This is a genomic window from Exiguobacterium sp. SH1S1 (assembly GCF_004337245.1).
GTDB classification, from domain to species: Bacteria; Bacillota; Bacilli; order Exiguobacteriales; family Exiguobacteriaceae; genus Exiguobacterium; species Exiguobacterium aurantiacum_A.
This window is the reverse complement of the sequence record NZ_SJUZ01000003.1, coordinates 167,235-193,040: the sequence shown is the minus strand read 5'-3', so window position 1 is coordinate 193,040 and position 25,806 is coordinate 167,235. Positions and strand designations below refer to the sequence as shown.

Annotated in this window: 22 protein-coding genes, 1 pseudogene and 1 riboswitch; of the genes and pseudogenes, 22 read left to right on the top strand and 1 reads right to left on the bottom strand. The window is 54.9% G+C overall.

From position 1 onward, the window contains the following. The first annotated feature begins 36 nt into the window (after positions 1-36). The 10 genes from EVJ23_RS08655 (at position 37) to EVJ23_RS08610 (ending at position 11,267) form a co-directional block, all read left to right on the top strand. Positions 37-942 carry an aspartate carbamoyltransferase catalytic subunit gene (locus EVJ23_RS08655; RefSeq protein ID WP_131465316.1) on the top strand — a complete coding sequence of 302 codons (906 nt, stop codon included), beginning with the start codon at positions 37-39 and terminating at the stop codon, positions 940-942. Continuing rightward, the gene (locus EVJ23_RS08650; protein ID WP_131465314.1) at positions 939-2,219 is read left to right on the top strand and encodes a dihydroorotase; all 1,281 of its coding nucleotides are present in this window, start codon (positions 939-941) and stop codon (positions 2,217-2,219) included. The genes EVJ23_RS08655 and EVJ23_RS08650 overlap by 4 nt, the downstream gene beginning before the upstream one ends. After that, complete coding sequence (locus EVJ23_RS08645) at positions 2,197-3,279, top strand: carbamoyl phosphate synthase small subunit (RefSeq protein WP_071399567.1); 1,083 nt, start codon at positions 2,197-2,199, stop codon at positions 3,277-3,279. The genes EVJ23_RS08650 and EVJ23_RS08645 overlap by 23 nt, the downstream gene beginning before the upstream one ends. A gap of 1 nt (position 3,280) precedes the next feature. Then, a complete protein-coding gene (gene carB / locus EVJ23_RS08640; RefSeq protein WP_131440321.1) occupies positions 3,281-6,484 on the top strand; it encodes a carbamoyl-phosphate synthase large subunit in 3,204 nt (1,067 codons plus the stop codon). After that, positions 6,481-7,200, top strand: coding sequence for a dihydroorotate dehydrogenase electron transfer subunit (locus tag EVJ23_RS08635; protein ID WP_071399569.1), 720 nt, complete (start codon positions 6,481-6,483; stop codon positions 7,198-7,200). Before carB ends, EVJ23_RS08635 begins: the two co-directional genes overlap by 4 nt. Next, positions 7,197-8,123, top strand: a complete 927-nt coding sequence (locus EVJ23_RS08630) for a dihydroorotate dehydrogenase (protein ID WP_071399570.1) — start codon at positions 7,197-7,199, stop codon at positions 8,121-8,123. The genes EVJ23_RS08635 and EVJ23_RS08630 overlap by 4 nt, the downstream gene beginning before the upstream one ends. Continuing rightward, a complete protein-coding gene (pyrF, locus tag EVJ23_RS08625; RefSeq protein WP_070327539.1) occupies positions 8,098-8,802 on the top strand; it encodes an orotidine-5'-phosphate decarboxylase in 705 nt (234 codons plus the stop codon). The genes EVJ23_RS08630 and pyrF overlap by 26 nt, the downstream gene beginning before the upstream one ends. After that, a complete protein-coding gene (gene pyrE / locus EVJ23_RS08620) occupies positions 8,786-9,412 on the top strand; it encodes an orotate phosphoribosyltransferase (RefSeq protein WP_071399571.1) in 627 nt (208 codons plus the stop codon). The genes pyrF and pyrE overlap by 17 nt, the downstream gene beginning before the upstream one ends. Before the next feature lie 92 nt (positions 9,413-9,504). Further along, complete coding sequence (locus tag EVJ23_RS08615) at positions 9,505-10,335, top strand: DUF4097 family beta strand repeat-containing protein (RefSeq protein WP_070327537.1); 831 nt, start codon at positions 9,505-9,507, stop codon at positions 10,333-10,335. After that, on the top strand, positions 10,332-11,267 hold the full coding sequence (locus EVJ23_RS08610) for an FUSC family protein (RefSeq protein ID WP_070327536.1): 936 nt from the start codon (positions 10,332-10,334) through the stop codon (positions 11,265-11,267). The genes EVJ23_RS08615 and EVJ23_RS08610 overlap by 4 nt, the downstream gene beginning before the upstream one ends. Positions 11,268-11,299: 32 nt before the next feature. Here the strand turns inward: EVJ23_RS08610 and EVJ23_RS08605 are convergent, their stop codons facing one another. After that, the gene (locus EVJ23_RS08605; RefSeq protein ID WP_131465312.1) at positions 11,300-12,988 is read right to left on the bottom strand and encodes an Rqc2 family fibronectin-binding protein; all 1,689 of its coding nucleotides are present in this window, start codon (positions 12,986-12,988) and stop codon (positions 11,300-11,302) included. Between the two features lie 131 nt (positions 12,989-13,119). Between EVJ23_RS08605 and gmk the strand changes: the two genes are divergently transcribed. The 12 genes and pseudogenes from gmk to rpe all read left to right on the top strand — a co-directional run bounded on the left by gmk (position 13,120) and on the right by rpe (position 25,634). Next, positions 13,120-13,767 carry a guanylate kinase gene (gmk, locus tag EVJ23_RS08600; protein ID WP_070327534.1) on the top strand — a complete coding sequence of 216 codons (648 nt, stop codon included), beginning with the start codon at positions 13,120-13,122 and terminating at the stop codon, positions 13,765-13,767. Then, positions 13,767-13,976, top strand: coding sequence for a DNA-directed RNA polymerase subunit omega (gene rpoZ / locus EVJ23_RS08595; RefSeq protein ID WP_070327533.1), 210 nt, complete (start codon positions 13,767-13,769; stop codon positions 13,974-13,976). Before gmk ends, rpoZ begins: the two co-directional genes overlap by 1 nt. Positions 13,977-14,035: 59 nt before the next feature. Then, complete coding sequence (coaBC, locus tag EVJ23_RS08590) at positions 14,036-15,226, top strand: bifunctional phosphopantothenoylcysteine decarboxylase/phosphopantothenate--cysteine ligase CoaBC (RefSeq protein ID WP_131465310.1); 1,191 nt, start codon at positions 14,036-14,038, stop codon at positions 15,224-15,226. Further along, the gene (priA, locus tag EVJ23_RS08585) at positions 15,223-17,547 is read left to right on the top strand and encodes a primosomal protein N' (protein ID WP_131465308.1); all 2,325 of its coding nucleotides are present in this window, start codon (positions 15,223-15,225) and stop codon (positions 17,545-17,547) included. Before coaBC ends, priA begins: the two co-directional genes overlap by 4 nt. 11 nt (positions 17,548-17,558) lie before the next feature. Next, positions 17,559-17,987 (top strand): annotated as a pseudogene (def, locus tag EVJ23_RS15340) (peptide deformylase); the annotation flags it as partial. Beyond that, a complete protein-coding gene (fmt, locus tag EVJ23_RS08580) occupies positions 17,973-18,944 on the top strand; it encodes a methionyl-tRNA formyltransferase (protein WP_255417542.1) in 972 nt (323 codons plus the stop codon). The pseudogene def and the gene fmt, both read left to right, overlap by 15 nt. Before the next feature lies 1 nt (position 18,945). Then, positions 18,946-20,274, top strand: coding sequence for a 16S rRNA (cytosine(967)-C(5))-methyltransferase RsmB (gene rsmB, locus EVJ23_RS08575; RefSeq protein WP_131465306.1), 1,329 nt, complete (start codon positions 18,946-18,948; stop codon positions 20,272-20,274). Between the two features lie 2 nt (positions 20,275-20,276). Continuing rightward, positions 20,277-21,362 carry a dual-specificity RNA methyltransferase RlmN gene (rlmN, locus tag EVJ23_RS08570; protein ID WP_131465304.1) on the top strand — a complete coding sequence of 362 codons (1,086 nt, stop codon included), beginning with the start codon at positions 20,277-20,279 and terminating at the stop codon, positions 21,360-21,362. 8 nt (positions 21,363-21,370) lie between these two features. Then, entirely contained in the window at positions 21,371-22,105 is a 735-nt protein-coding gene (locus tag EVJ23_RS08565) for a Stp1/IreP family PP2C-type Ser/Thr phosphatase (RefSeq protein ID WP_070327528.1), read from the top strand. Between the two features lie 5 nt (positions 22,106-22,110). Further along, the gene (gene pknB / locus EVJ23_RS08560) at positions 22,111-24,048 is read left to right on the top strand and encodes a Stk1 family PASTA domain-containing Ser/Thr kinase (protein ID WP_070327527.1); all 1,938 of its coding nucleotides are present in this window, start codon (positions 22,111-22,113) and stop codon (positions 24,046-24,048) included. A gap of 43 nt (positions 24,049-24,091) precedes the next feature. Next, positions 24,092-24,976, top strand: a complete 885-nt coding sequence (gene rsgA, locus EVJ23_RS08555) for a ribosome small subunit-dependent GTPase A (protein WP_070327526.1) — start codon at positions 24,092-24,094, stop codon at positions 24,974-24,976. Position 24,977: 1 nt separating this feature from the next. Next, entirely contained in the window at positions 24,978-25,634 is a 657-nt protein-coding gene (gene rpe / locus EVJ23_RS08550) for a ribulose-phosphate 3-epimerase (RefSeq protein ID WP_070327525.1), read from the top strand. 19 nt (positions 25,635-25,653) lie between these two features. After that, positions 25,654-25,753, top strand: a riboswitch (TPP riboswitch). The last annotated feature ends 53 nt before the right edge of the window (positions 25,754-25,806 follow it).

Sequence of the window (25,806 nt, the reverse complement as noted above, 5' to 3'; positions counted from 1 at the left end):
TTTCTCTTTGCCTCCAAACAAAAGGAGGAGACGAACATGAATTTGATCAAACAACAACCGAACCATTTTGTCAGCTTAGAAACGCTCACCCTCGAAGAGATCATGGGGATGATCGAAGAGTCGCTCCGCTACAAACAAGGGGACATGCCGCCGCTGTTTGACGGGAAGACGGTCGCGAACTTGTTCTTCGAAAATTCGACGCGGACGAAAAACTCGTTTCAAATGGCCGAGCGGCACTTGAACATACAAGAGATCCCGTTCGACGTGGCGACGTCATCGGTGACGAAAGGCGAGACGTTATACGACACGTGCAAGACGCTTGAAGCGATCGGTGTCGACGCGCTCGTCATCCGCCATCCTGAAGCGGGATACTACCATGAGCTCGTCGAGAAGCTGACAATCCCAGTATTAAACGGCGGGGACGGGAGCGGGGAACACCCGTCACAGTCGCTGCTCGACCTCGTCACGATTTATGAAGAGTTCAAGACGTTCGAAGGCTTGAATATCGCCATCTGCGGCGATCTCGTCCATAGCCGGGTCGCCCGCTCGAACGCAGGCGTGTTGAAACGGCTCGGGGCGAATGTCGTCGGTTGTAGCCCGGAATCGTGGTGGGATGGTTCGATGGGGCTTTCGCACCGCGACCTTGACGACATCTTACCGGACTGCGACGTCGTCATGTTGCTCCGCGTTCAGCACGAGCGCCACATTATGGGTGACATCTTTTCTAAAGAAGACTATCATGCGCGCTACGGCTTGACGGTCGAGCGGGTCGAGCGGATGAAACAAGGCGCCATCATCATGCATCCGGCCCCGGTCAACCGGGACGTCGAGATCGCCGGCAGTTTGATCGAACATCCGTCATCGCGCATCTTTCCACAGATGAAGAACGGCGTTTACGCACGGATGGCCATCTTAAATCGAGCATTAGGGGGACAACAATGATTATTCAACACGCAACGTGGTATGACGGGAAGACGAAACGGACGAGCAATCTGTTGATCGAAGGCGGTACGATCCGTTCGGTCGATTACGACGGGACGACCGAAGGACACGAAGTGATTGACGCAAACGGGAAGCTGTTGATCCCAGGTCTCGTCGACGTCCACGTCCATTTGCGCGAGCCGGGTGGCGAGGCGAAAGAGACGATCAAGACCGGGACGGCTGCGGCTGCGGCCGGAGGGTTCACGACGATTTGCGCGATGCCGAACACACGGCCGGTCCCGGACGACCGGGCGACGCTCGATGACTTGCTCGCTCGGATCGAGCGGGACGCCAGCGTCCGCGTGCTCCCGTATGCGGCGATCACGAAACGGCAGCTCGGTGTCGAACAAGTCGATATGCCGTCACTTGCGGACGCGTTCGCGTTCACAGACGACGGAGTCGGCGTGCAGTCGGCGGCGATGATGCGTCAAGCGATGAGGGAAGCGAAACGGCTTGGGAAAGCGGTCGTGGCCCATTGCGAAGACAATACGCTCAAGGCCGGTTCGGTCCATGAAGGGAAGTTTAGTGAGACGCACGGCATCCAAGGCATCCCGAGTCTCGCCGAGAGCATCCATATCGCCCGTGACGTGTTGATCGCCGAAGAGACGGGCTGCCACTATCACGTCTGTCACGTGTCGTCACGTCAATCGGTCCGTGTCATCCGTGACGCCAAACGGGCCGGAATCCACGTCACGGCGGAAGTGACACCGCACCACCTCGTCTTATCGGAAGACGACATCCCGGGGTTAGATCCGAACTTCAAGATGAATCCGCCGCTGCGGAGCCAAGACGACCGCGCGGCGCTCTTAGAAGGGCTGTTCGACGGGACGATCGATTTGATTGCGACCGATCACGCCCCGCACACGGCTGAAGAGAAAGCACAAGGGATGGAGCGCGCCCCGTTCGGCATCACCGGATTCGAGACGGCGTTCCCGCTCCTTTACACGACGTTCGTCAAGACGGGACAAATGGAAGAGGCGGCGCTCATCGACTGGATGACGAGACGACCGAGCGAGGTGTTCGGTCTGCCTTACGGCGTGATTGAAGTCGGCCGGGCGGCGGACCTCGCGCTGATCGATACGGAGACGGTGCGTCCGGTCGACCCGGCGACGTTCGCGTCAAAAGGGAAGAACACACCGTTCGCTGGGAAAAGACTCACAGGTTGGCCGGTCGTGACGATCGTGGCCGGAGAAATCGTATATAAGGGGAGATTCGATGAAACGAACATTATGGCTTGAAGACGGGACAGCATTTGTAGGCAAGGCGTTCGGCGCGAACGCCGAGACGATTGGGGAAGTCGTCTTTCAAACGGGAATGACCGGCTACCAAGAGATTTTATCGGACCCGTCTTATTGTGACCAGCTCATCGTGTTGACGAATCCACTCATCGGAAATTATGGCGTCAACCGTGAAGATTTTGAGACGACCGTCCCGATGGCAAAAGCGCTCATCGTCAAAGAAGCTTGTGATCTGCCGTCGAACTTCCGCTCGACGGCGACGTTGCCGGAGACGCTCGAACGCTTCGGAATACCAGGTCTAGAAGGTGTCGATACGCGCATGTTGACGCGTCACCTTCGTTCACGCGGCGTCATGCGCGGCGTGTTGATCGACGGTGAGTCGACGTGGGCAGACGTTTCGATGCGCTTTGAAGCGAGCTTCCCGACCGATCAAGTGGCACGTGTCTCGACAAAACGGGCTTACGTCAGCACCGGGAGCGGCCGCCGGATCGCCCTCATCGATTTCGGGGCCAAACTCGGGATCATGCGCGAATTGTTGAAGCGCGACTGTGAAGTCGTCGTCTTGCCGCACGACGTGACGGCTGAAGAAGTGATGCGCTATGAGCCGGACGGGGTCATGCTCTCGAACGGACCAGGCGACCCGAAAGACGTACCGACAGCGCTCCCGCTGATCGAAGCACTCATGCCAAAACTCCCGATGTTCGGGATCTGTCTCGGCCATCAGTTGATTGCGCTCGCGAGCGGTGCCAACACGTTCAAGCTTCCGTTCGGGCATCGTGGTGCCAATCATCCTGTCCTCGAGCTTGAGACCGGTGCTGTGACGATCACGTCACAAAACCACGGCTACGCCGTCGACGAGACGTCGCTCCTTGAGACGCCGCTCATCGTGACGCATCGCGCCGTCAACGACGGGACGATCGAAGGCATCAAACATTTACATCATCCGACGTTCTCGGTGCAATATCATCCGGAAGCAGCGCCAGGACCATATGACGCCAACGACTTATTCGACCGCTTTATGACACTCGTCAACGAAAACAGACAGAAAGTAGGAATGTGACATGCCAAAACGACCAGATATTCAGAAAATCCTTGTGATCGGCTCCGGCCCGATCGTCATCGGACAAGCGGCAGAATTTGACTATGCTGGTACCCAGGCGTGTCTTGCCTTAAAAGAAGAGGGCTACGAAGTCATCCTCGTCAACTCGAACCCGGCGACGATCATGACTGACCCGTCGACGGCGGACCGCGTCTATATCGAACCACTCGAACCGGAATTTGTGGAGCGGATCATCCGTCAAGAACGTCCGGACGCGCTTCTCGCGACACTCGGGGGGCAGACCGGACTGAACTTGGCGGTCGAGCTCGATAAACGCGGCGTGCTCCGCGACTGCGGCGTCGAACTGCTCGGAACGAAATTGTCGGCGATTGAGCAGGCAGAAGACCGGGAACAGTTCCGCGACCTCATGTACAAGCTCGGTCACGGCGTCCCAGACAGCGATATCGTCCATTCACTCGACGCCGCCTGGAGCTTCGCTGACCGGATCGGCTATCCGATCATTATTCGTCCGGCTTATACGCTCGGCGGAACCGGTGGGGGAATCGCCCACGACCGGGAACAGTTCGAGCAGATTGTCGAATCGGGACTCAAGGCGAGTCCGGTGACGCAAGTGCTGCTTGAAGAGTCGATTGCCGGCATGAAAGAAGTCGAATATGAAGTGATGCGCGACTCGAGCGACCAGGCCATCATCGTCTGCGCCATGGAAAACTTCGATCCGGTCGGTGTCCATACCGGTGACTCGATCGTGTTCGCCCCGACCCAGACGTTGTCTGACCGTGATTATCAAATGCTCCGCAGCGTCTCGCTCGACATCATCCGGGCGCTCGGCATCGAAGGCGGATGTAACATCCAGTTCGCGCTCGACCCGGACAGCTTCACGTACTACGTGATCGAGGTCAACCCACGCGTCTCGCGGAGTTCGGCTCTCGCCTCAAAAGCGACGGGATACCCGATCGCCAAGCTCGCCGCGAAAGTCGCGGTCGGCTACAAGTTGTCGGAACTAAAAAACCCGGTGACGGAGACGAGTTACGCCTCGTTCGAGCCGGCGCTCGACTACGTCGTCGCTAAAATCCCGCGCTTCCCGTTCGACAAGTTCGAGACCGCGGACCGTCGTCTTGGCACACAAATGAAAGCGACGGGCGAAGTCATGGCCATCGGTCGGAATTTAGAAGAAGCGCTCTTGAAAGCCGTTCGTTCGCTCGAACTCGGTACGGAAGACTTATACGTACCACGCCTTTCCGAATTGACGGCTGAACAACTGGAACGAGAACTGACGACACCGACCGACGAACGGTTGTGGATGCTGTACGAAGCGCTTCGCCGCGGCTACTCGACAGAACAGCTTCACGGCTTGACGAAAATCGACCGGTTCTTCTTATCAAAACTCGATCGGATTTGGCGTGAGGAAGAAGCGTTGCGCGACGAGCCGTTGACAGAGGAACGGTTGCGCGAAGTGAAGCAACGTGGGTTCAGTGATCGCATGATCGCCCGCATCACGGACCAAGCCGTCGAGACGATCGCGTCGTTACGCGATGAGTGGAACGTTCGGCCAGTGTATAAGATGGTCGACACGTGTGCCGCCGAGTTCGCCTCGGAGACGCCGTACTTTTACGGCACGTACGAAGTCGAGAACGAAGCGGTGAAAACGGATAAACCGTCCATCCTCGTACTCGGTTCAGGCCCGATCCGGATCGGGCAAGGCGTCGAGTTCGACTACGCGACCGTCCATTCGATCCAAACGATCCGTGACGCCGGATATGAGGCGATCATCGTCAACAACAACCCGGAGACGGTATCGACCGACTTCTCGATCTCAGACCGTCTCTACTTTGAACCGCTCACGACAGAAGACGTATTAGAAGTCGTTCGCAATGAACGACCGCTCGGGGTCATCGTCCAGTTCGGCGGGCAGACGGCAATCAATTTGGCCGCCTCGCTCGAAGAGAACGGCGTCCAAATTCTCGGGACGTCACTTGAAGACATCGACCGGGCCGAAAACCGGAAAGCGTTCGAGGCGACGCTCACGAAAGAACGGCTCGCCCAACCACCGGGCAAGACCGCGGTCACGGTCGAGGAAGCGGTCGCTTGTGCCGACATGCTCGGCTATCCCGTACTCGTCCGCCCATCGTATGTCCTCGGCGGCCGGGCGATGGAGATCGTCTATGAGCGTTCGGAGCTCGAGCGGTATATGCGCCACGCCGTCGTCGCCTCGAAAGATCGTCCCGTCCTCATCGACCGCTACTTGACCGGGATCGAGATCGAAGTCGACGCCATCTGCGACGGGACGGACGTCTACATCCCGGGCATCATGGAACATATCGAACGGGCCGGGGTCCACTCTGGCGATTCGATCGCCGTCTATCCGCCGCAACGGCTGAGCGAGGCGTTAAAACAAAAAGTCGTCGATTACACGATCAAACTCGCCAAAGCGTTCCGCATCAAAGGGTTGCTCAACATTCAGTTCGTCTATGCGGACGACTTGTACGTCATCGAAGTCAACCCACGGGCGAGCCGGACGGTGCCGTTCATCTCGAAAGTGACGGGACTGCCGGTCGCACGCATCGCGACGCAGACGATTCTCGGGACGACGTTGAAACAGCTCGGCCTCGGAACGGGCTTGCACCCAGAATCTGACGCCATCTCGGTCAAAGTGCCGGTGTTCAGTTTTGCGAAACTAAAAGAAGTCGACCCGTCACTCGGGCCAGAGATGAAATCGACGGGGGAAGTCATGGCGACGGACCGAACGCTTGAAAAAGCGCTCTATAAAGGACTCGTCGCTGCCGGGATGACGATCGCCTTGAAAGGAAACGTCTTGTTGACGGTCGCCGATCAAGACAAAGACGAAGCGCTCGACATCGCCCGTCGCTTCAACCGGCTCGGCTTCCGCCTGATGGCAACGTCAGGCACGGCGACGGCACTTACGGCAGCCGAGTTGCCGGTCCGACAAGTCGGGAAGATCCATGAAGCGGGTGAGACGATGCTGAGCGTCATCGAGCGGGGCGATGTCGACATCGTCTTGAATACGACGACACGCGACGCCTTGGCGACGAAAGACGGATTCATTATCCGCCGGGCCGCGGCCGAGCAAGGTGTGCTCTGCTTGACGTCGCTCGACACGGTGAAGGCGCTCTTGCAAGTCATCGAGAGCCTATCGTTCCAGACGACGAGCCTGCCGGCGTTCACCGAATTCGGGGTGACTGTATGAGACAACGGGCGACCATCTTATCGAACTTGGAGATCGCGAAAGCGACAATGGAAATGAAAGTGCGAATCGGTGATGCAACAATCGCACCGGGGACGTTTTTCCATGTGAAGACGTCCGAACTGTTGCGCCGGCCACTGTCGGTCGCAAACGTCGAAGCAGACGTCGTCACGTTTCTGTACAAAGTGGTCGGGACCGGGACGGCCGAACTCGCGACGAGACGAGCCGGGGACGAACTTGACGTCCTCGGTCCGCTCGGTAACGGGTTCCCGCTCGCAAAAGACGGCAAGCGCGTCGTTCTCGTCGGCGGGGGGATCGGGGTGCCGCCACTCTATTACACGCGCCGGATGCTCGCCGCGCGCGGAATCGAAACGGTGGCGATTCTCGGGTTTGATTCAGAAGCGAGTGTATTTTATGAAGACGAGTTCCGCGAACTCGGCGAGACGATCATCACGACGGTCGACGGAACGTATGGAGAGGCGGGGTTCGTGACCGGGCCGCTCGCTAGAATCGACGCCGACGTCTTGTTCAGCTGTGGTCCGGAGCCGATGTTAAAAGCGGTCGCCGCGTCGCATATTAATGAACGCTACATCTCGATCGAGAACCGGATGGGTTGCGGCATCGGGGCGTGCTTCGCCTGTGTGTGCAAAGCACCGGACGGTTACGTGAAAGTGTGCAGTGACGGACCGGTATTTCGGGCAGAAGAGGTGACGTTATGAGATTACACATCGAACTACCCGGCTTATCGTTAAAAAATCCGATCATGCCGGCGTCCGGTTGTTTTGGATTCGGCGAAGAGTTCGCCAAGCTGTACGACTTGTCGATCCTCGGGGGCATCATGATCAAAGCGGCGACCGGGGAGGCGCGGTTCGGGAACGAGACACCGCGTGTCGCCGAGACGGCGCAAGGAATGTTGAATGCGATTGGATTACAAAATCCGGGTGTCGACGCGATTGTTGAAGACAAGTTGGCATTCCTCGCCAAGTTTGACACTGAAATTATTGCCAACGTGGCGGGTTCGACCCCAGAAGAATACATCCACGTCGCGCGGAAAATGAGCGCCGACCCGTGCGTGAAAGCACTCGAGCTGAACATCTCGTGCCCGAACGTGAAGTGTGGCGGCATGCAGTTCGGGACCGATCCTTTGATGGCGGCCGAACTGACGCGCCTCGTCAAGGCGGCGTCGACGAAACCGGTATACGTCAAACTATCCCCGAACGTCACGTCAATCACGGAGATGGCACGTGCGGTCGAAGCGGCCGGCGCCGACGGCATCACGATGATCAATACGCTCGTCGGCATGAGGATTGACATTGCGACCGGTCAACCGATCTTAGCGAACCGAATCGGCGGATTATCCGGTCCGGCCATCAAGCCGGTCGCCATCCGGATGGTGTACGAAGTCGCCCAAGCGGTCAATATCCCGATTATCGGCATGGGCGGTGTGCGGACGGTCGACGACGTGCTCGAATTTATCTATGCGGGTGCATCGGCGGTCGCGGTCGGGACTGCCAATTTTGAAAACCCATACGTATGCCAGGAAATCATCGAGGCGTTGCCAGGCCGGCTCGATGAACTCGGCATCGATCATATTTTAGACGTTAGGGGGAAGGCGTATGAACAGGTTGTATCTCGCGCTTGATGTCGAAACACGTGACGAAGCGTTTTCACTCTTGAAAAAAATTGACCAACGCCCGGCCGTCAAAGTCGGCATGGAACTTTTCTACCGTGAAGGTGGACGGTTCGTCGAAGAACTCGTCGCGAGCGGTTACCCGGTCTTTCTAGACGTCAAAGTTCATGACATCCCGGAGACGGCAAGGCGGACGCTCCGCCAAATCGGCCGGCTCGGCGTTGAAATGACGAACGTTCATACGCTCGGCGGTGAGACGATGATGCGCTACGCATTGGATGGGTTGCGTGATGTGAACGACACGACCACATTGATCGGGGTGACCCAACTGACATCGACCGACGAGCGGATGCTGTCAGAACAACTCGGAATTGGCGGAAGTCTCGAGCAGGCCGTCTTGCGCCAAGCGGGACTTGCCAAACGAGCAGGACTCGACGGGGTCGTCGCGTCCGTTCACGAAGCCCGCGCGATTCGACAAGCGCTCGGTTCACAGTTTTTGACGGTGACGCCCGGCATCCGAATCAACGAAACGACAGACGATCAAGTCCGGGTCGCGACACCGCAAGCCGCTTTTGACGCCGGTGTGTCAGCTATCGTCGTCGGGCGCCCGATCACCCGGGCAGCCGACCCGAACGCAGCTTACGAATACTTTATGAAGGAATGGAGCCAAACGTATGAGACAAATCGCTGAGGCATTATTATCGATTGAAGCCGTCACTTTATCACCGAATGAACCGTACACATGGTCGAGCGGGTTAAGAAGCCCGATTTATTGTGATAACCGACTGACGCTCAGTTATCCAGAAGTGCGTTCACAGATTATCGATGCACTTGTCGACGCCGTCCGTCCGCTCGACGCCGACGTCATTGCGGGAACGGCGACGGCAGGGATTCCCCATGCGACGCTCTTAGCCGACCGACTCGGTCTACCGCTCGTCTACGTCCGGTCGGGTGCGAAAGGGCATGGGAAAGGCAACCAGATTGAAGGGCGATTCGACAAAGGAGCGCGCGTCGTCGTCATCGAAGACCTGCTCTCGACTGGAAAATCGAGCATTGAAGCGGCTCAGGCGATTCGAGCGGCCGGAGGCGAAGTCGTTCTGATTCAAGCCGTTTTCTCATACGGTCTAGACAGCTTGAGCGTGAATTTGACCGAGGCGAACTTGACCGCCTCGTCACTGACGACGTTCGCTGAACTGATTGAAGTTGCTCGGAACCAAGACGTGATTTCTGAGAACGAAGCAATCTCGCTCACAGCTTGGCAAGAAAGCCCAACCGTTTGGAGCAAACAAGTGACACGCTGAAGAATCCACCTCCGGGCGGATTCTTTTTCATTTGGCAACATGTGATACTGAACGTGTTAGAATAGGGAAAGTAGTCGAAAAAGGAGAGAACTATGGCGTATTCTAGAATTAAAGGACAGTCATTGAAAGCACGGTTTCAAAACATCCCTAAACATCGCAAAATCGCATTCGGTCTCGTCCTCACGGTGTTACCTTTATTATTTTTCGTGAATTTATTCGTATTCAGCCACATATTGGCGCTAGGGGACAAGTATGAGGACCGTTATCAGATGAAAAAGCTTCGGCTTGAGACGGCGCATGGGAATGTTGAATTTATCCGGAGCACGAATGAAAAAGTTCAGATCGAAGTACTGCAGACGAATTCGAAAGAACGTCGCATTAAAGTGAAGTCGGTCGGGGACACGATTTCCGTCGTCGAACGGTATGGACCGATGAGCCAGTTCGGGAGTCGGGCAAGCGCGGAGCCGTCCCGTTATAAAATCCGGGTCGCGTTGCCAAGTTCGATGACATCGATCGAAGTGACGGCTGAGCAAGTGACCGGACAAGGCCTGGTCGCGAAAACCATCGTTCTCGATGCCAACGCGGTCAATCTGAAGAAACTTGAAAGCGACCGGCTTCGAGTCGAGACGAGAAGCGATGCCACGTTTGAGACGGTTCGTGTCGTCACGGGTGACATCCGGTCGTATCGGGACGCGACAATCCGTGACGTCGTCGTCAACCAAGCGCTGACCGTCCAGACAGAGGCCGGGGCGCTCATGTATGAGCCGCGAAACGCGACCGGACAAGTGACCGTCACGACAACAGGAAACATCGCGGCGGCTGAGCGCTTTAAAGAAATCAGCAACGGTGTGTACCATCTTTCGAACTCGAATCGTCCGAACGTGGAACTGATCTCTGAGACAGGGAAGGTCGAATTGAAATGATCAACAAACGCTACATTCCTAAAGTCGGACTGCGAACGTTTAAGACCGGGATCGCCGTCGCCATCACGATCGCCTTGTCATGGTACGTCTTCGGCATTTATTCGGGGATGGGTGCCATCGCCGCCGTCGTCGCGATGCAACCGACCGTCAAACGGTCGTCGAAAATCGTCTTTAGCCGTATATTCGGCACGATTGTCGGCCTCATGTGTGGCTTGTTGATCGTCTATGCGTTCGGGGTGAACCCGATTTCGATCGGTCTTGCCGTCATCGTCGCGCTCACGCTCAACACGACGTTCGATAAGACGCACATGTCGACGTATGCGGCGTTCGCGATTGTGCTCATGCTTGAAAACCCGACGACCGACTTTTTCCACTACGCGTGGACGCGTTCGCTATTGACGGCGGTCGGTGTGTTCGTCTCGCTCGGCGTCAACTATGCGTTCATGCCACCGCGTTATGAAGAGCGTCTGCTTGGCGAGATTCGGAAGACGTCGGCGTATATGTTCCATCATTGGCGCGAACTGATCGGCTCCCCGGCAGAACTGCTCGAGACGCGCGCCCGTATCCTCGGCCATCAAGAGCTCCATATGATGTTGCAAGAGGATATGCAAGTGACGAAGGTTAAGTTGAAGCATTTGACGATCAAGCAATATCGGTTATTGATTCATTTAGAGGATAAATTGGTCTTGCTGCTCGAGAGTCTCGCTGAGCACCGGGAAGCGTTACTCATGATGACCGAGGACGAACGCCACGCGTTCGAGTCCGAGTTTTTATTCCTGCTCGCCCACCATCACGACATTCTCTACACGTGTGACAAACCGTACTCGCTCTTCCAATTGAAGCATGAAGACTTATCTGTTTCTGAAATTTTACACGGACATCTGCTCGACTATCATGAACAGCTCGAGGCGTTCAAACATAATCCGAAATAAACAAAGGCCACGTCGAATGACGTGGCCTTCGTTCATTGTTTAAGCGATTTGACGAGCTGCTCGTCCGGAGTCACGTATACCGTCTGCTGATCGGTGTAGATGACGAATCCCGGCTTGGCGCCGCTCGGTTTTTTCACGTAACGGGCTTTCGTATAGTCGACCGGCACCCCGCTCGAGGCACGTGCCTTCGAGAAGTAGGCGGCGACGGTCGCTGCTTCGAGGAGCGTCGTCTCGTCCGGTTCGGTTGACCGGATGATGACGTGTGAACCGGGGATATCTTTCACGTGAAGCCAAACTTCGTCGCGACGCGCGAACTTGAACGTCAAGTAGTCGTTTTGCGTATTGTTTTTGCCGACGTAAAACTCGACACCGGTCGAAGATGTGTAGCCTTCGAGCGCGACTTTGGCCGTTTGTTTCTTCTTCTGACGTTTTTGTCGGATGTATCCGCCTTCGGCCAGCTCTTCGCGAATCTCGACGATATCGCGCGGCGCGGCGACGTCGAGTTGGGCAACGAGCGTCTCTAAATAGCTGATTTCGGTCTCGTTCAGTTCAATTTGCTTTTGAACCTCGATTTTGGCAACTTTTAGTTTGTTGTATTTCTTATAGTAACGTTGCGCATTCTCGTTCGGTGTTTTGAGCGGATCGAGCGGGATATCGATCATGGCGCCGTCCTCATCATAATAGTCGACGACGTGGGCGACTTTCATCCCTTTCTCGAGTTGGAACAAATACGTCGTCAACAGCTCACCGTATTTTTGGAGCTCGTCCGATCGTTCCGTCGCTTTCATATCCTCGAGCAGGCGTTTCCGTTTTAATTGGTTGCGCTCGAGCTCTGACTTGAGCAGACGCTCGACGTCATGGGCTTGCTGCTTGACCCGGTCACGGTTCGCCTTCTCATAGTAAAAGCGGTCGAGCACTTCCCGGCTCGAGTCGTAGCGTTCTTCAGAAACGATATCGCCTGACGTGAGCGCGATCGGACTGAACCGTTCCTTCCCGGAGGCGAGCTGTTGGAATACATAAGCGCCGTCAAGATCCGCCATCACGCTGTCAAACGCCGCCTCTAAGTTCGTACGGTTCGGCGTCTTGGCCCGATACATAATCTCTTGGGCGATCTGCGGGCTCATCCCGGAAAAGTGAGCGACGAGCTGCTTGTCGAGCATACCTGCGTTCCAATCGATTCGTTTCAATCCCGCTTCCCGTTCCGTCAACGGATCGGACTTTTGTTGCGCCGGCGGCAAGATGTACTCGCTGCCTGGCATGATCGTCCGATACGTGTTTTGAGACGGGGGAAGGTGTTTGATCGCGTCTAAAATCTTGCCGTCTTCGTTCGTCAAGACGACGTTCGAGTGACGTCCCATCAGTTCGACATAGACGCGTTTGTTTTCTTCATCACCGAGCTCGTTACGCGATCTGACCGAGAAGACGATGACGCGGTCGCGGCCGACTTGTTCGATCGCTGTGATAAAGCCGCCCTCGATATGCTTCCGCAGCATCATACAAAACATCGGAGGCTCTTGCGGGTTCTTGATCGGGGTGTCCGTCAATTGAAGTCGCGCATACATCGCGTTCGCTGAAACGAGCAACGAGACGCTTTGTCGGTTCGATCTGACTTGAATCATCAAGTCGAGCGCATACGGTTGATGCACTTTATTGATTCGACCGCCAACGAGCGGTTGTAGTTCTTTTACGACACGATATGTCATTAATCCATCATATGCCATTAGTCTCATCACCTTTGTCCTTTTTCTGTCTCTACGTTATCAGATTCACAGAAAATATGGTACGATGAAGTAGGAAATCCGAACTTCTTCTTGCCGTAACAATTAAAGGACTGCTATTATAATGTAATGTGATGTTAGAAGATGGAGGGCTTGCATTGAATTTTAAAGAACGAGGATTATTAATCGTCTTGTCTGGTCCAAGCGGTGTCGGCAAAGGTACTGTTTGCCGAGTGCTCCGTGAAGAGGCGGACAACAACCTTCAGTATTCGGTGTCGGCAACGACTCGAAAACCACGTGAAGGCGAAGTTGAGGGAGTGCATTACTTCTTTAAGACGAGAGAGCAATTTGAAGACATGATTGAACACGATCAACTGCTTGAGCATGCAGAATTCGTCGGCAACTATTATGGGACACCGGTCGAATGGGTGCGCGAGACGCTTGAAAGTGGCAAGGACGTCATTTTAGAGATTGAAGTCCAAGGAGCTTTCCAAGTAAAGGAACGCTTCCCAGAAGCCGTCTTTTTATTCCTCGCACCGCCGAGCCTGCAAGAACTTCGAAACCGTTTAGTCGGTCGAGGCACTGAATCGGAAGAAGTCATCAAGCAACGCTTGCTCGTCGCCCGTGAAGAAATCGAGTTGATGGATGCTTACGATTACGTCGTCACAAACGACGAAGTCGATAAAGCGATCGACCGGATCAAAGCGATCGTGACGGCCGAGCATTGTAAACGTGAACGTGTCGCGTCTCTCTATAAAAAAGCTATGATGGAGGTCATTTAATGTTATACCCTTCGATTGATGCCTTACAACGTATCATCCCGTCGAAATACACAATCGTGACGGTGGCCGCCAAGCGTGCCCGCCAAATCCAAGACGGAAAAGCACCAAAAATCGCTGCGCCAAAATCGTATAAACCGGTCGGTCAAGCGCTAGAAGAAATATTCTCGGGTGACACGACAATCATCGTGAACGAAAAGAACAACGGATGAAGTGTGACCCAAGTCGGATACGACTTGGGTCTCATTGTCTATAAAGGGGAGAAATGTGAATGGTGAACGACCGGAACATCTTGCTTTGTGTGAGCGGCGGTATCGCTGCATATAAGGCGTGCGCACTCACGTCAAAACTCGTTCAAGCAGGCGCGAACGTCCGCGTGGCGATGACAGCATCAGCTGAGCAGTTCGTCGGAAAGGCGACGTTTCAAGCACTCAGTCGCAATCCGATCTATTCGGACGTGTTCGAAGAGCACGACCCGACGAAGATCGCCCACATCGATGTCGTTGATACGAGTGATTTAATCGTCGTCGCCCCGGCGACGGCGAATATCATCGCTAAACTTGCTAACGGAATCGCCGACGACTTCATCACGACCTCGATCTTAGCAGCGAAATGTCCCGTCATCGTATCTCCGGCGATGAACGTCAATATGCTCGAACATCCGGCGACCCGCCGAAATATCGAGACGCTCAAATCATACGGCTATCAAATCATCGAGCCGGGTATCGGCAATCTGGCCTGCGGCTGGATTGGCGGCGGACGTCTGCCCGAACCGGAAGATCTCGTCCGCATCATCGCGAGCCAGTTCGTCCCGAAACACTTGCTTGAAAAGCACGTCTTGATCACGGCTGGTCCGACGGTCGAACGTATCGACCCGGTCCGGTTTTTATCCAACGATTCATCCGGGAAGATGGGAGTCGCCCTTGCTGAGGCGGCGCGAGATATGGGCGCGAATGTGACACTCGTCCACGGCCCGCTCCAAGTCCCGGTCCCAGACGGGGTGACCGCGATCGCGGTCGAGTCGGGACAACAGATGCTCGAGACCGTGCTCGAGCGATTTGCGACGCAAGACATCGTCATCAAGTCGGCGGCGGTCGCTGACTATCGTCCGAAGACGGTCCACATCGAGAAACATAAAAAAGTCCACGGCCCGTTGACGATCGAGCTCGAGGAGACGACCGATATTTTAAAAGAGCTCGGAACGAAGAAGACGCATCAGCTCCTCGTCGGATTCGCTGCCGAGACAGAGCAGCTTGAAGACCATGCCCGGGCTAAACTCGAGCGTAAAAACGTCGACTTCTTGGTCGCGAATGACGTGTCGAAGCGAGACATCGGTTTCCGGTCTGACGACAACGAAGTCGTCTTATTCCGAGCGGATGGCTCATCTGTCCGTCTGCCACGGCAGAGTAAACAACGTCTCGCCCACGAGTTACTCGCCTACTTTAAGGAAGGTTTACGATGATTGCCCACGTCCACGTCGATGCTCCGGTCATCACGATCGACCGACCGTTTGACTATGAGGTCCCGGTCCAGTTCGAGTCGTTGATCGAGCCAGGTATGCGCGTATCGGTACCGTTCGGATCGAGACGGTTACTCGGCATCGTGACAGGGGTATCGGACGGAACACGTGAAGGGTTAAAACCGCTCGAAGCACTTCTTGACGAAGAGTCGTCTTTGACCGAAGAGTTGCTCGAACTGTCGACGCACGTGAAACAGACAACGCTTTGCTTCCGCTCGTCGGCACTGCTCGCCATGTTGCCGGCGGCGCTGAAAGTCAGTTACGATAAAGCGATCAAAGGGGAGTCACTTCCTGAGGGTGTTCGGGCCGGCACACACTTGTCCGAGTACCCAAAAGAAGTCCAGTCGTTGATTTTGGCCATGGCCAAAAAAGGGGACTTGTCGCTTTCACCGGTGCTAAAAGAGAAACGAACGGTCAAAACCGACTTGTTGATCGAGTTGAAGGATGCGAGCGTCGTCCCGGCGCGTGCCAAAAAACAGCTCGAGGCGGTCCGTCTACTTGAAGACGTGCCTCGTATGTACTGGTCGTCGCTCCGTCAAATCGGATTGACGCGGTCCCAGCTGCAAAAGCTCGAGACGCTCGGTGCCGTCAAAGTGACCGAAGTCGAATTGAATCGAGACCCGTACGCTTCAATCGAACAAGTGATCGATGATGTCCAACTGAATGACAGTCAAACGGAAGCAGTGCGCGCGATTCGCGAGGCCGAAGCCGGTGAGACGTTGTTGCTCCACGGCGTGACCGGAAGCGGAAAGACCGAAGTGTATCTCGAGTCGATCGGCCAAGTCGTCGATGACGGGAAGCAAGCCGTCTTGCTCGTCCCAGAGATCAGCTTGACACCGATGATGGTCAAACGGTTCAAACGCCGTTTTGGCGACCGCGTCGCCGTACTCCATAGCGCCTTGTCGCAAGGCGAGAAGTACGATGAGTGGCGGAAAATCAAGCGACGAGAAGTCGACGTCGTCGTCGGTGCCCGATCGGCCATCTTTGCTCCGCTCGAACACATCGGCCTGCTCATCCTAGACGAAGAGCATGAGACGACGTATAAACAAGAAGAGAACCCGCGCTATCATGCGCGCGACGTCGCAATTTGGCGCGCCCGTTATCACGGCTGTCCGGTCGTGCTCGGAAGCGCGACACCGTCGCTCGAGTCATTCGCCCGCGCCCAAAAAGGCGTCTATCGCTATTTGCATTTGAGTGAACGCTACGGTGGCAAGATGCCGCCCGTCCATATTGTCGATATGCGTCGCGAACTCGCGAAAGGGAACACGACGATGTTCTCGGAAGATTTATTTCTGGCCATCAATGACCGGATTGCGAAAAAAGAACAATGTGTCATCTTGCTCAATCGCCGCGGGTTCACGACGTTCGTCATGTGCCGTGATTGTGGGGAAGGGCTGACCTGCCCGCATTGCGCCGTCAACTTGACGTATCATCAGCACGGCGACCGGCTCAAATGCCACTATTGTGGCTATGAGATCGGAATGCCGCCGAAATGCCCGACGTGCGACAGTAAAAAAATCAAACAGTTCGGCACCGGCACGCAAAAGATCGAGACCGAGCTGTTGAACCGAATCCCGGAAGCACGGATCATTCGCATGGACCAGGATACGACGTCGCGTAAAGGGTCGCACGAACAGCTGTTGAAACGGTTTGAGGACGGCGAGGCCGACATTCTGCTCGGTACCCAGATGATTGCCAAAGGGCTCGATTTTCCGAACGTCACGCTCGTCGGCGTGCTCGCGGCCGATGCGACGCTCGGCATGCCCGACTTTCGGGCGACCGAACGCACGTTCCAACTCGTCACCCAAGTCGCCGGACGAGCCGGACGTGGAAGTTTACCGGGTGAGGCGTACGTCCAGACGTACAATCCGGACCATTATGTCATCGAGACGGCGAGTGGGCATGATTATGAGTCGTTTTTCGAGCGCGAGATGAAACTCAGACAAGTCGGCAACCATCCGCCTTACTGGTACGTGACGCTCGTCACGTTCGCGGCTGAAAATCCGCTCGTCGCGCAAGCCGAGGCCGACCTGTTCGCCGCCGATTTCGCGGCAGCGCACGTCGAGCAGTCCCGGCTGAACGGACCGATGCCGGCACCGTTATCGAAACTTAAAAACTTGTATCGCTACCAGCTGTTTATCAAGACGAAACAACCGGAAGCGTTATATCCCGTTCTCGCCATGCTGCAACAAGCGCGGGCGAAAGCAATCAGCAAAAAAGAATATCAATTGAGTATAGATGTAAATCCATACGTCTTCATGTGAGGTGGAACGAAATGTATAAAGTAGTCGAAATTCCAAATGAGATTTTGCGGGTCAACTGTGACCCGGTGACAAAGTTTGACAAGAAGTTGCGCCAGACGGTCGACCGGCTGTTTGACACGATGTATGAGTATGATGGCGTCGGTGTGGCCGCGCCGCAAGTCAATTTGAACCAGCGCCTTGCCGTCGTCCATACTGACGACGAAACAGGTCCGCTCGTATTGATCAATCCAGAGATCATTTCGACCGCAGGCAAAGCCGTCGGATTAGAAGGTTGCTTGAGCATCCCGGGTGAGTTCGGATTCGTCGAACGACATGAGTCGATCGTCGTCAAGACGCAAGACATGAAAGGGCGCTTTCAAGAAGTGAAGGCAAGCGGCTTCTTCGCGCGTGCCATCCAACACGAGATCGACCATTTAGACGGCGTCCTGTTCACCGATAAACTCGCCGTTCCTAAGCCAGGAACCGACAAGCGCATCGTCTTCATGGGCACACCGGCGTTTGCCGTATCCGTACTTGAGCGCTTGCTCGAAGAAGGATACAATGTCGTAGGTGTTGTCTCGCAGCCGGACAAACCGGTCGGTCGCAAGCGCGAGCTCAAACCGACACCGGTCAAAGAGTGTGCGCTCCGTCATAACATCCCGGTATTGCAGCCGATCAAAGTCCGCACCGATTACGAGGATATTTTGGCGCTTGAACCGGATTTGATTGTGACGGCGGCTTACGGGCAAATCGTGCCGAGTGAACTGTTAGAGGCGCCGACATATGGCGCGATCAACGTGCACGCCTCGCTCCTTCCAAAATACCGGGGGGGCGCACCGATCCATCAAGCGATTTTGGACGGAGAGACAGAAACGGGCGTCACGATCATGTACATGGTCGATAAATTGGATGCAGGTGACATGATCGCGAACACGATCGTCCCGATCGAAGAGACAGACACGGTCGGTACGCTGTTCGACAAACTTGCCGTCGCAGGGTCTGATCTGTTGATCAAGACGTTGCCAGCCTTTTTAGAAGGCTGGATCGAAGCGGTACCGCAAGACGAACGTGACGTCACGTTCGCACCGAACATTAGCCGGGACCGCGAACAGCTGGACTGGTCGCAGCCGGGTGCATCGATCTTCAACCACATTCGTGGCATGAACCCGTTCCCGACGGCGTATACATTGATCGCAGGCGAGCGGGTGAAAGTGTTCGCGAGCGAGAAGACGAGCGGGAGCGGTGAGGCGGGCACAATCGTCCGGCTTGAAGAGGATGGGTTTGTGGTCGCGACTGGAAATGACGTCGCCATCAAAGTGACAGAGTTACAGCCGGCCGGAAAAAAACGGATGGACGGTGCCACGTTCATGCGCGGTGCCGGACAAAAGCTGCAAGTGGGCGACCAATTAGGAGGGTGACATGAACGTAAGACAAGCAGCGCTTGATACGCTGATCAAAATCGAACAAGGCGGAGCCTATTCGACGATCGCGGTCAACGATTTATTAAACCAAAAAAAGCTAGCTTCAAAAGACGTGGGACTTTACACAGAGCTCGTCTACGGAACGCTCGGGCGGAAGCGAACGCTTGATTATATATTGGAGAAGCGTGTCCAAAACCCGAAAAAACTAGACAGTTTCGTCTTACCGCTCCTGCGGATGAGCGTGTATCAACTGTTCTATTTAGACAAAGTGCCGGACCGGGCCGTCTTACACGAGGCGGTCGAGATCGCCAAAAAACGTGGGCACTCCGGCATCGGCAAGTTCGTCAACGGCGTGTTGCGCAACGTCACTCGTGACGGGTTCCCAGATTTGAGTGGGCTTCCTGACGCCGAACGGATCGCGATCGAGCACAGTCATCCCGACTGGCTCGTCGCGGATTGGATCAACACGTACGGGATTGAGGCGACCGAGGCGATGTGCAAGTTGAACAACGAGCCGGCCCCGGTGACAGTTCGCGTCAACCGCAAACAAATCACGGTCGAGGAGATGATCGAACGCCTCGCCGAGTCAGGCATACAAGCGTCACGTTCTGAGCTATCGTCAGACGGTCTCGTCATCGAGTCCGGAAACGTTCATACGACGCCGTTTATCGACGCAGGACTTTTGTCGATTCAAGACGAGAGCTCGATGATCGTCGCCGACGCGCTCAGTGCCGAGAAGACCGAACGCGTGCTCGACGCGTGTGCCGCGCCAGGCGGTAAAGCGATGCACACCGCCGAACGGATGGACGGCGGGACGCTCGTGGCGCTCGACCTTCACCCTCATAAGGCAAAACTGATCGAACGACAAGTGAAGCGATTGCAAATCGATGGAGTGACCGCACTAGCCCTCGATGCAAGAGACGCCGGAGATGAGTTCGAACGTGAGAGCTTTGACCGCATCTTGCTCGATGTCCCGTGCTCGGGTCTAGGTGTCATTCGCCGCAAGCCAGATATTAAATGGACGAAGGACAAAGAATCCCTTTCTGGACTGCCGATCATCCAACGTGAAATTATTGACGCTGTCTTGCCACTACTGAAGCAAGGTGGTACGCTAGTGTACTCGACATGTACAATCGACCCGTCTGAAAATGAACGGCAGGCCGACTATATATTGTCGAACGGATTGACGTGGGATGAAACACTCCGAGATCGTCTTCCTGAAGTGTTACGCCCGATGGTGTCATCGGACCGCGCCGAACTCAAACTACTTCCGACGACGTTCGGAACTGACGGCTTCTACATCGCCGCATTTAAGAAAGAGGTATAAACATGAATCCAAAAGCAGTTGAAAAAACCCCATTAGTCGGCGCCAAGCCGTCTTTATATTCGCTCACATACCCTGAACTCGAACAATGGCTCATCGATGCAGGAGAAAAGGCGTTCCGCGCGAAACAGTTATATGACTGGATGTATGTCAAACGGGTGACGTCATTCGATGATATGACGAACTTGTCGAAACCGCTTCGTGAAAAACTCGATGCTTCGTTCCAGTTGACGACGTTAAAAGAACTCGTCCGCCAGGAATCACAAGACGGAACAATCAAGTTCTTGTTCGAGCTCCAAGACGGTTACTCGATCGAGACGGTACTCATGCGCCACGAATACGGCAACTCGGTCTGTGTCACGACACAAGTCGGCTGCCGCATCGGCTGTACGTTCTGTGCATCGACGCTCGGCGGGTTGAAACGTAACCTTGAAGCCGGAGAAATCACGGCTCAAGTATTAGATGTTCAACGGGCGCTCGACGTGAGCGGTGAACGTGTCGACTCGATCGTCGTCATGGGAATCGGCGAACCGTTTGACAACTATGACGAATTGATGCGTTTCTTGCGCACGGTCAACCACGATGACGGTTTGAACATCGGTTCACGCCACATCACCGTCTCAACGAGCGGGATCGTGCCGAAAATCTACAAGTTCGCCGACGAAGGGATGCGCATTAACTTTGCGATTTCACTTCATGCGGCGTCGACGGAAGTTCGGACACGTCTCATGCCGATCAACCGTGCCTACAACTTGGACAAGTTGATGGAAGCCGTCAACTATTACACGGAGAAGAGTGGACGTCGTATCACGTTTGAATACGGTTTGTTCGGTGGCGTCAATGATACAGAAGAAGATGCACACAAGCTTGCCGATTTGTTGAAAGGCGTCAAATGCCACGTCAACTTGATTCCAGTCAACCATGTGCTTGAGCGCGACTATGTGCGCACGCCACGTAACCAAATTTTTGCCTTTGAAAAAGTGCTCAAAGATCGAAAAGTGAACGTGACGATTCGTCGCGAACAAGGTTCGGATATCGATGCGGCTTGTGGGCAGCTTCGAGCGAAGGAGCGCGAAAAAGAAACGAGGTAATCAGGAAGATGGAATTAGCATACCGAACCGACCGTGGGCAGGTGAGGGCTCAAAACGAAGATGCCGTCTTGATTTTAGGGGACGAGCATGCCGGGATCGCCCTCGTCGCCGACGGCATGGGGGGGCATGAGGCAGGAGAGGTCGCGAGCGGGCTCGTCATCGAGCAGTTTCGTCGCGCCTTTCCGACGCTTCCGGCCACACCGTTAGCGATGGAGACGTGGTTCCGTGATAACGTGGAGCTGGCAAATGAGCAAGTGCTTGAATTCGCGAAGCAGTCTAATCTCGTCATGATGGGGACGACCATCGCTGGCGTCTGTTGGCATGACGAAACGATTGTCATCGTGCACATCGGCGATAGCCGCGTCTACGCCCTTCGTGGCGGAACACTCCAACAATTGACGGAAGACCATTCTTACGTCAACGTGCTAAAACAACTTGGGGAATTGACGGAAGAAGAAATGCGGATCCACCCGAAACGAAATATTATCACCCGTGCGATCGGCTCAAAAGAGCACGTCGAACCTGATCTGCAAGTGTTTGCCGACCCCGAGTTCGACACGATTTTAATCTGTACGGATGGCTTGACGACTCACCTGACAGATGAAGCCATCAAACACGCCTTAACTCGTCCCATCTCTGCGGACGCTAAGGCGGACATGTTGATCGATCAAGCCAACCGATTGGGTGGGAGCGACAACATCACTGTGGCGCTCGTCCAATTTACAGATAGAAAGAGAGGATGAATCCGATGCGAAGTGGAGAACGAATCAACGATCGTTATCGGATCGAACAACAAATCGGTAGCGGCGGCATGGCAAATGTCTACCGGGCTCACGATGAGATTTTAAACCGAACCGTCGCCATTAAGGTGTTACGATCTGAATTCTCGCATAACGAACAATTTATACGCCGGTTCGAACGAGAAGCCCATGCGGCAACCAGTCTGAACCATCCAAACATCGTCGCCATTTATGACGTCGGAGATGAACAAGACATTTATTACATCGTCATGGAACATGTCGATGGTATGACGCTCAAACAATATTTACAGGAAGAGTACATATCAATCGAGGAAGCGTTACGGATCATGGGACAGATCTGTGATGCGATCGATCATGCCCATGCCCATCGCATCATTCATCGGGATATCAAACCGCAAAACATGATGATCGACCAAAACGGGAACGTCAAAGTGACCGATTTCGGGATTGCCGTGGCCATGTCGAACGCGACGCTGACCCATACGATGTCAGTCCTCGGGTCGGTCCACTACTTCTCTCCGGAACAAGCGCGTGGCAAGTTTGCCGATGAGAAGTCAGACATTTATTCGCTCGGTGCGGTGCTGTACGAACTTGTGACAGGACGAGTCCCGTTCATCGGTGAGACCCCGGTCGCGGTCGCGTTGCAACATTTGCAAGATGATCCGATCCGACCGCTCGACTTGAACCCTAAAATTCCGCAAGCGCTTGAGAACTGTATTATGCAGGCGCTCGCCAAATCGCCGGGGGCACGACATGCCTCGGTCGCTGCTTTTAAAAAAGACTGCTTGACGTCGCTCAGCCCAGACCGCGCGGACGAACCGAAACGGATGCCGACAGAACAAGACGAGTTTGATCAGACGCTCGTCATGGCGCCTGTCGTCCCGGAAGAACCGAAAGAAGTCGTCAAGCAGCCGGCAGCTGCAGTCGAGCCGGAATCAGCGACGCCGAAGAAACAAAAGAAAAAGAAGTGGTGGCTCTGGCTATTGCTCGTGCTTCTATTGATTGGTGGCGGGGTTGCCGCGTATGTGGTTGCAGATGAAATGTCACGTGCCGTCGTGCCTGATGTCGTCGGTATGAGCGTCGGTGATGCGACGACTGAACTGGAAGCATCCGGATTCGTCGTTGAGACGACGGACCGAGTGAGTGACAACGTGTCTGAAGGCGACGTGATTTCGCAAAACCCGCAACCTGGACGGAAGCCGAAGCGTGGAACGGTCGTCACCATCGTCGTGTCTGCTGGGAAAGAGACGGTCGAGATGCCTGACGTCGAAGGGTTGTCTCAAACAGCAGCGGAACGAACGTTGAAAGATCTTGATTTCACAGATATTGAAATCCAATCCGAAGCGTCCGAAACGGTCGACAGCGGAGATGTGATTTCGCAGTCGATCACGCCAGGTGAAGAAGTTATCGCGTCGGAAGAGACGGTCACGCTCGTCGTCTCGACCGGCAGCAATAAAATCGAGCTCGCCAATTTGACGGGCTACACGTTCGAAGAGGCGTCAACTTATGCCGAGCAAAACAACTTGAAAATCGTGAAACGCGATGAGTATTCGACGAGCATCCCAGCGAATCAAATCATTCGTCAACTTCCGACGTCAGGGACGGCGGTCGACCCGGGAACGGAACTGACGGTCATCGTCTCACAAGGGGTCGAGCCGACCGACATCTCGATCGAGCGAGAAGTGGACGTCGAAATCGAACCGCCGGCAGAAGGTGAAGAGGCGGAGCCGGTCGAAGTCGTCATCCGTACCGTCGATGCCCGTGGTGAGATCGAAGTGTTGCGTGATATGATCACAGAAACGACGACGTATTCCTATACGCTCGTCATTGCTCCGGACGAAGTCGGTACCGCGACGATTGAAGTCGAGGGAGAAGTCGTTCGGACCGATACGGTGACATACGCCCAAGCAAAAGATTCACAATGAAGAGGTGGCGTGCGCGTCACCTCTTTTCTAAGGAGGAAACAGGATGAAAGGAACGATTATTCGCTTGCAAGGTGGATTTTATGATGTCATGACCGAAACGAAAGTTGAAATCAGATGTCGCGCCCGGGGAAACTTCCGGAACCGAAACATTTCGCCCGTCGTCGGGGACGACGTCGATATTCAAGACCAAGGGGACGGGACCGGCTACATCATGGCTGTCGATGAGCGGTCGAACCATCTCGTCCGTCCGCCGATCGCCAACATCGATCAGGCGTTTCTGCTCTTTTCCGTGAAAGAGCCGGCGTTCTCGTTTCATTTGCTTGACCGCTTTCTCATTTTGATCGAATCGAAGCAAGTTCACCCAATCATCGTGTTGACGAAGATGGACTTGTTGCTAGAAGCTGAAAAAGAAAAAATTAGTGCGGCGGCAGCGCTATACCGTTCGATCGGCTATCAAGTCATTGAGACGTCGACCGAAGACGGAGCTGGAATCGAGCTCATCCGCAGCGCGTTCAAAGACAAGACGAGCGTGTTCGCCGGACAGACCGGCGTCGGGAAGAGTTCGTTGCTGAACGCGGTCGCACCGGAGCTCGAACTCGCGACTGGTAAAATTTCGAAAGCGCTTGGCCGCGGGAAGCATACGACGCGTCACGTCACGCTCATCACACTCGCGGACGGGTTCGTCGCCGATACACCTGGATTCTCGAGTCTTGAGTTCCCGGAAGAACTTGAAGTCGAGGAGATGCGTTGGTGTTTCCCTGAATTCGTCTTGCGGCACGATGACTGTAAATTCCGTGGTTGCGCCCATTTGAACGAGCCAGGTTGTGCCGTCAAAGCGGCGGTCGAGGCCGGAGAAATCGCTTCCACCCGCTATGCGAACTATGTTACGTTTATGGAGGAATTAAAAGATAGACAACGGAGGTACTAACATGATTAAAATCGCACCATCGATCCTGTCGGCCGATTTTGCCAACCTTGAGGCAGAGGTCAAAGCGGTCCAAGAAGCAGGGGCCGATTACATTCATTTTGACGTCATGGACGGTCAGTTCGTGCCGAACATCTCGATTGGACTGCCGGTACTCAAAAGTTTGCGTGACAAGTCGGACATGGTATTAGACGTCCATTTGATGATCGACCAACCGGAACGGTTCGTCGAGGACTTCGTTCAAGCAGGCGCCGATATCGTCACGGTCCATGTCGAGGCGACAAACCATTTGCATCGCGTATTGCAACAAATCAAAGGAGCCGGCGCCAAGTGTGGTGTCGTCTTGAACCCACATACGCCGTTGTCATCAATCGAGCACGTGCTCGGTGATGTCGATATGGTGTTGCTCATGACCGTGAACCCTGGCTTTGGCGGCCAAGCGTTCATCGAAGCGGTCGTCCCGAAGATCGCGGCGCTCAGCGAGATGCGCCAAGCGCGTCGTCTCGACTTCGAGATCGAGATTGATGGCGGGGTAAATCCTGCGACGGCAAAACTTTGTATCGACGCAGGTGCCGACGTCCTCGTTGCCGGTTCAGCCATCTATAACGAACCGAGCTATAAAGACGCAATCGATAGCATTCGCAACGCGTCTCGTGTATAATCGTCTGTAGAACAACAAATATTGTCGCAAGGGGTGTCACATCTGTGGCTGAGAGGCATGAGCTAACCCTTTGAACCTGTTCCGTTCACACGGACGTAGGGATGTGGCGAAAATGCACGTTGCTACACGATAGCAGCATGGCGTTTACGTCATGCTGCTTTTTGTCGTTCAC

Excerpts from the sequence above, each read along its gene's own strand:
- carB (WP_131440321.1), top strand. The coding sequence starts at position 3,281 with ATGCCAAAACGACCAGATATTCAGAAAATCCTTGTGATCGGCTCCGGC.
- rsmB (WP_131465306.1), top strand. The coding sequence starts at position 18,946 with ATGAACGTAAGACAAGCAGCGCTTGATACGCTGATCAAAATCGAACAA.
- EVJ23_RS08615 (WP_070327537.1), top strand. The coding sequence starts at position 9,505 with ATGGCGTATTCTAGAATTAAAGGACAGTCATTGAAAGCACGGTTTCAA.
- priA (WP_131465308.1), top strand. The coding sequence starts at position 15,223 with ATGATTGCCCACGTCCACGTCGATGCTCCGGTCATCACGATCGACCGA.
- rpe (WP_070327525.1), top strand. The coding sequence starts at position 24,978 with ATGATTAAAATCGCACCATCGATCCTGTCGGCCGATTTTGCCAACCTT.
- pyrE (WP_071399571.1), top strand. The coding sequence starts at position 8,786 with ATGAGACAAATCGCTGAGGCATTATTATCGATTGAAGCCGTCACTTTA.
- pyrF (WP_070327539.1), top strand. The coding sequence starts at position 8,098 with ATGAACAGGTTGTATCTCGCGCTTGATGTCGAAACACGTGACGAAGCG.
- EVJ23_RS08630 (WP_071399570.1), top strand. The coding sequence starts at position 7,197 with ATGAGATTACACATCGAACTACCCGGCTTATCGTTAAAAAATCCGATC.
- rlmN (WP_131465304.1), top strand. The coding sequence starts at position 20,277 with ATGAATCCAAAAGCAGTTGAAAAAACCCCATTAGTCGGCGCCAAGCCG.
- EVJ23_RS08635 (WP_071399569.1), top strand. The coding sequence starts at position 6,481 with ATGAGACAACGGGCGACCATCTTATCGAACTTGGAGATCGCGAAAGCG.
- pknB (WP_070327527.1), top strand. The coding sequence starts at position 22,111 with ATGCGAAGTGGAGAACGAATCAACGATCGTTATCGGATCGAACAACAA.
- rpoZ (WP_070327533.1), top strand. The coding sequence starts at position 13,767 with ATGTTATACCCTTCGATTGATGCCTTACAACGTATCATCCCGTCGAAA.
- rsgA (WP_070327526.1), top strand. The coding sequence starts at position 24,092 with ATGAAAGGAACGATTATTCGCTTGCAAGGTGGATTTTATGATGTCATG.
- gmk (WP_070327534.1), top strand. The coding sequence starts at position 13,120 with ATGTTAGAAGATGGAGGGCTTGCATTGAATTTTAAAGAACGAGGATTA.
- EVJ23_RS08650 (WP_131465314.1), top strand. The coding sequence starts at position 939 with ATGATTATTCAACACGCAACGTGGTATGACGGGAAGACGAAACGGACG.
- EVJ23_RS08655 (WP_131465316.1), top strand. The coding sequence starts at position 37 with ATGAATTTGATCAAACAACAACCGAACCATTTTGTCAGCTTAGAAACG.
- EVJ23_RS08565 (WP_070327528.1), top strand. The coding sequence starts at position 21,371 with ATGGAATTAGCATACCGAACCGACCGTGGGCAGGTGAGGGCTCAAAAC.
- EVJ23_RS08645 (WP_071399567.1), top strand. The coding sequence starts at position 2,197 with ATGAAACGAACATTATGGCTTGAAGACGGGACAGCATTTGTAGGCAAG.
- EVJ23_RS08610 (WP_070327536.1), top strand. The coding sequence starts at position 10,332 with ATGATCAACAAACGCTACATTCCTAAAGTCGGACTGCGAACGTTTAAG.
- coaBC (WP_131465310.1), top strand. The coding sequence starts at position 14,036 with ATGGTGAACGACCGGAACATCTTGCTTTGTGTGAGCGGCGGTATCGCT.
- EVJ23_RS08605 (WP_131465312.1), bottom strand. The coding sequence starts at position 12,988 with ATGGCATATGATGGATTAATGACATATCGTGTCGTAAAAGAACTACAA.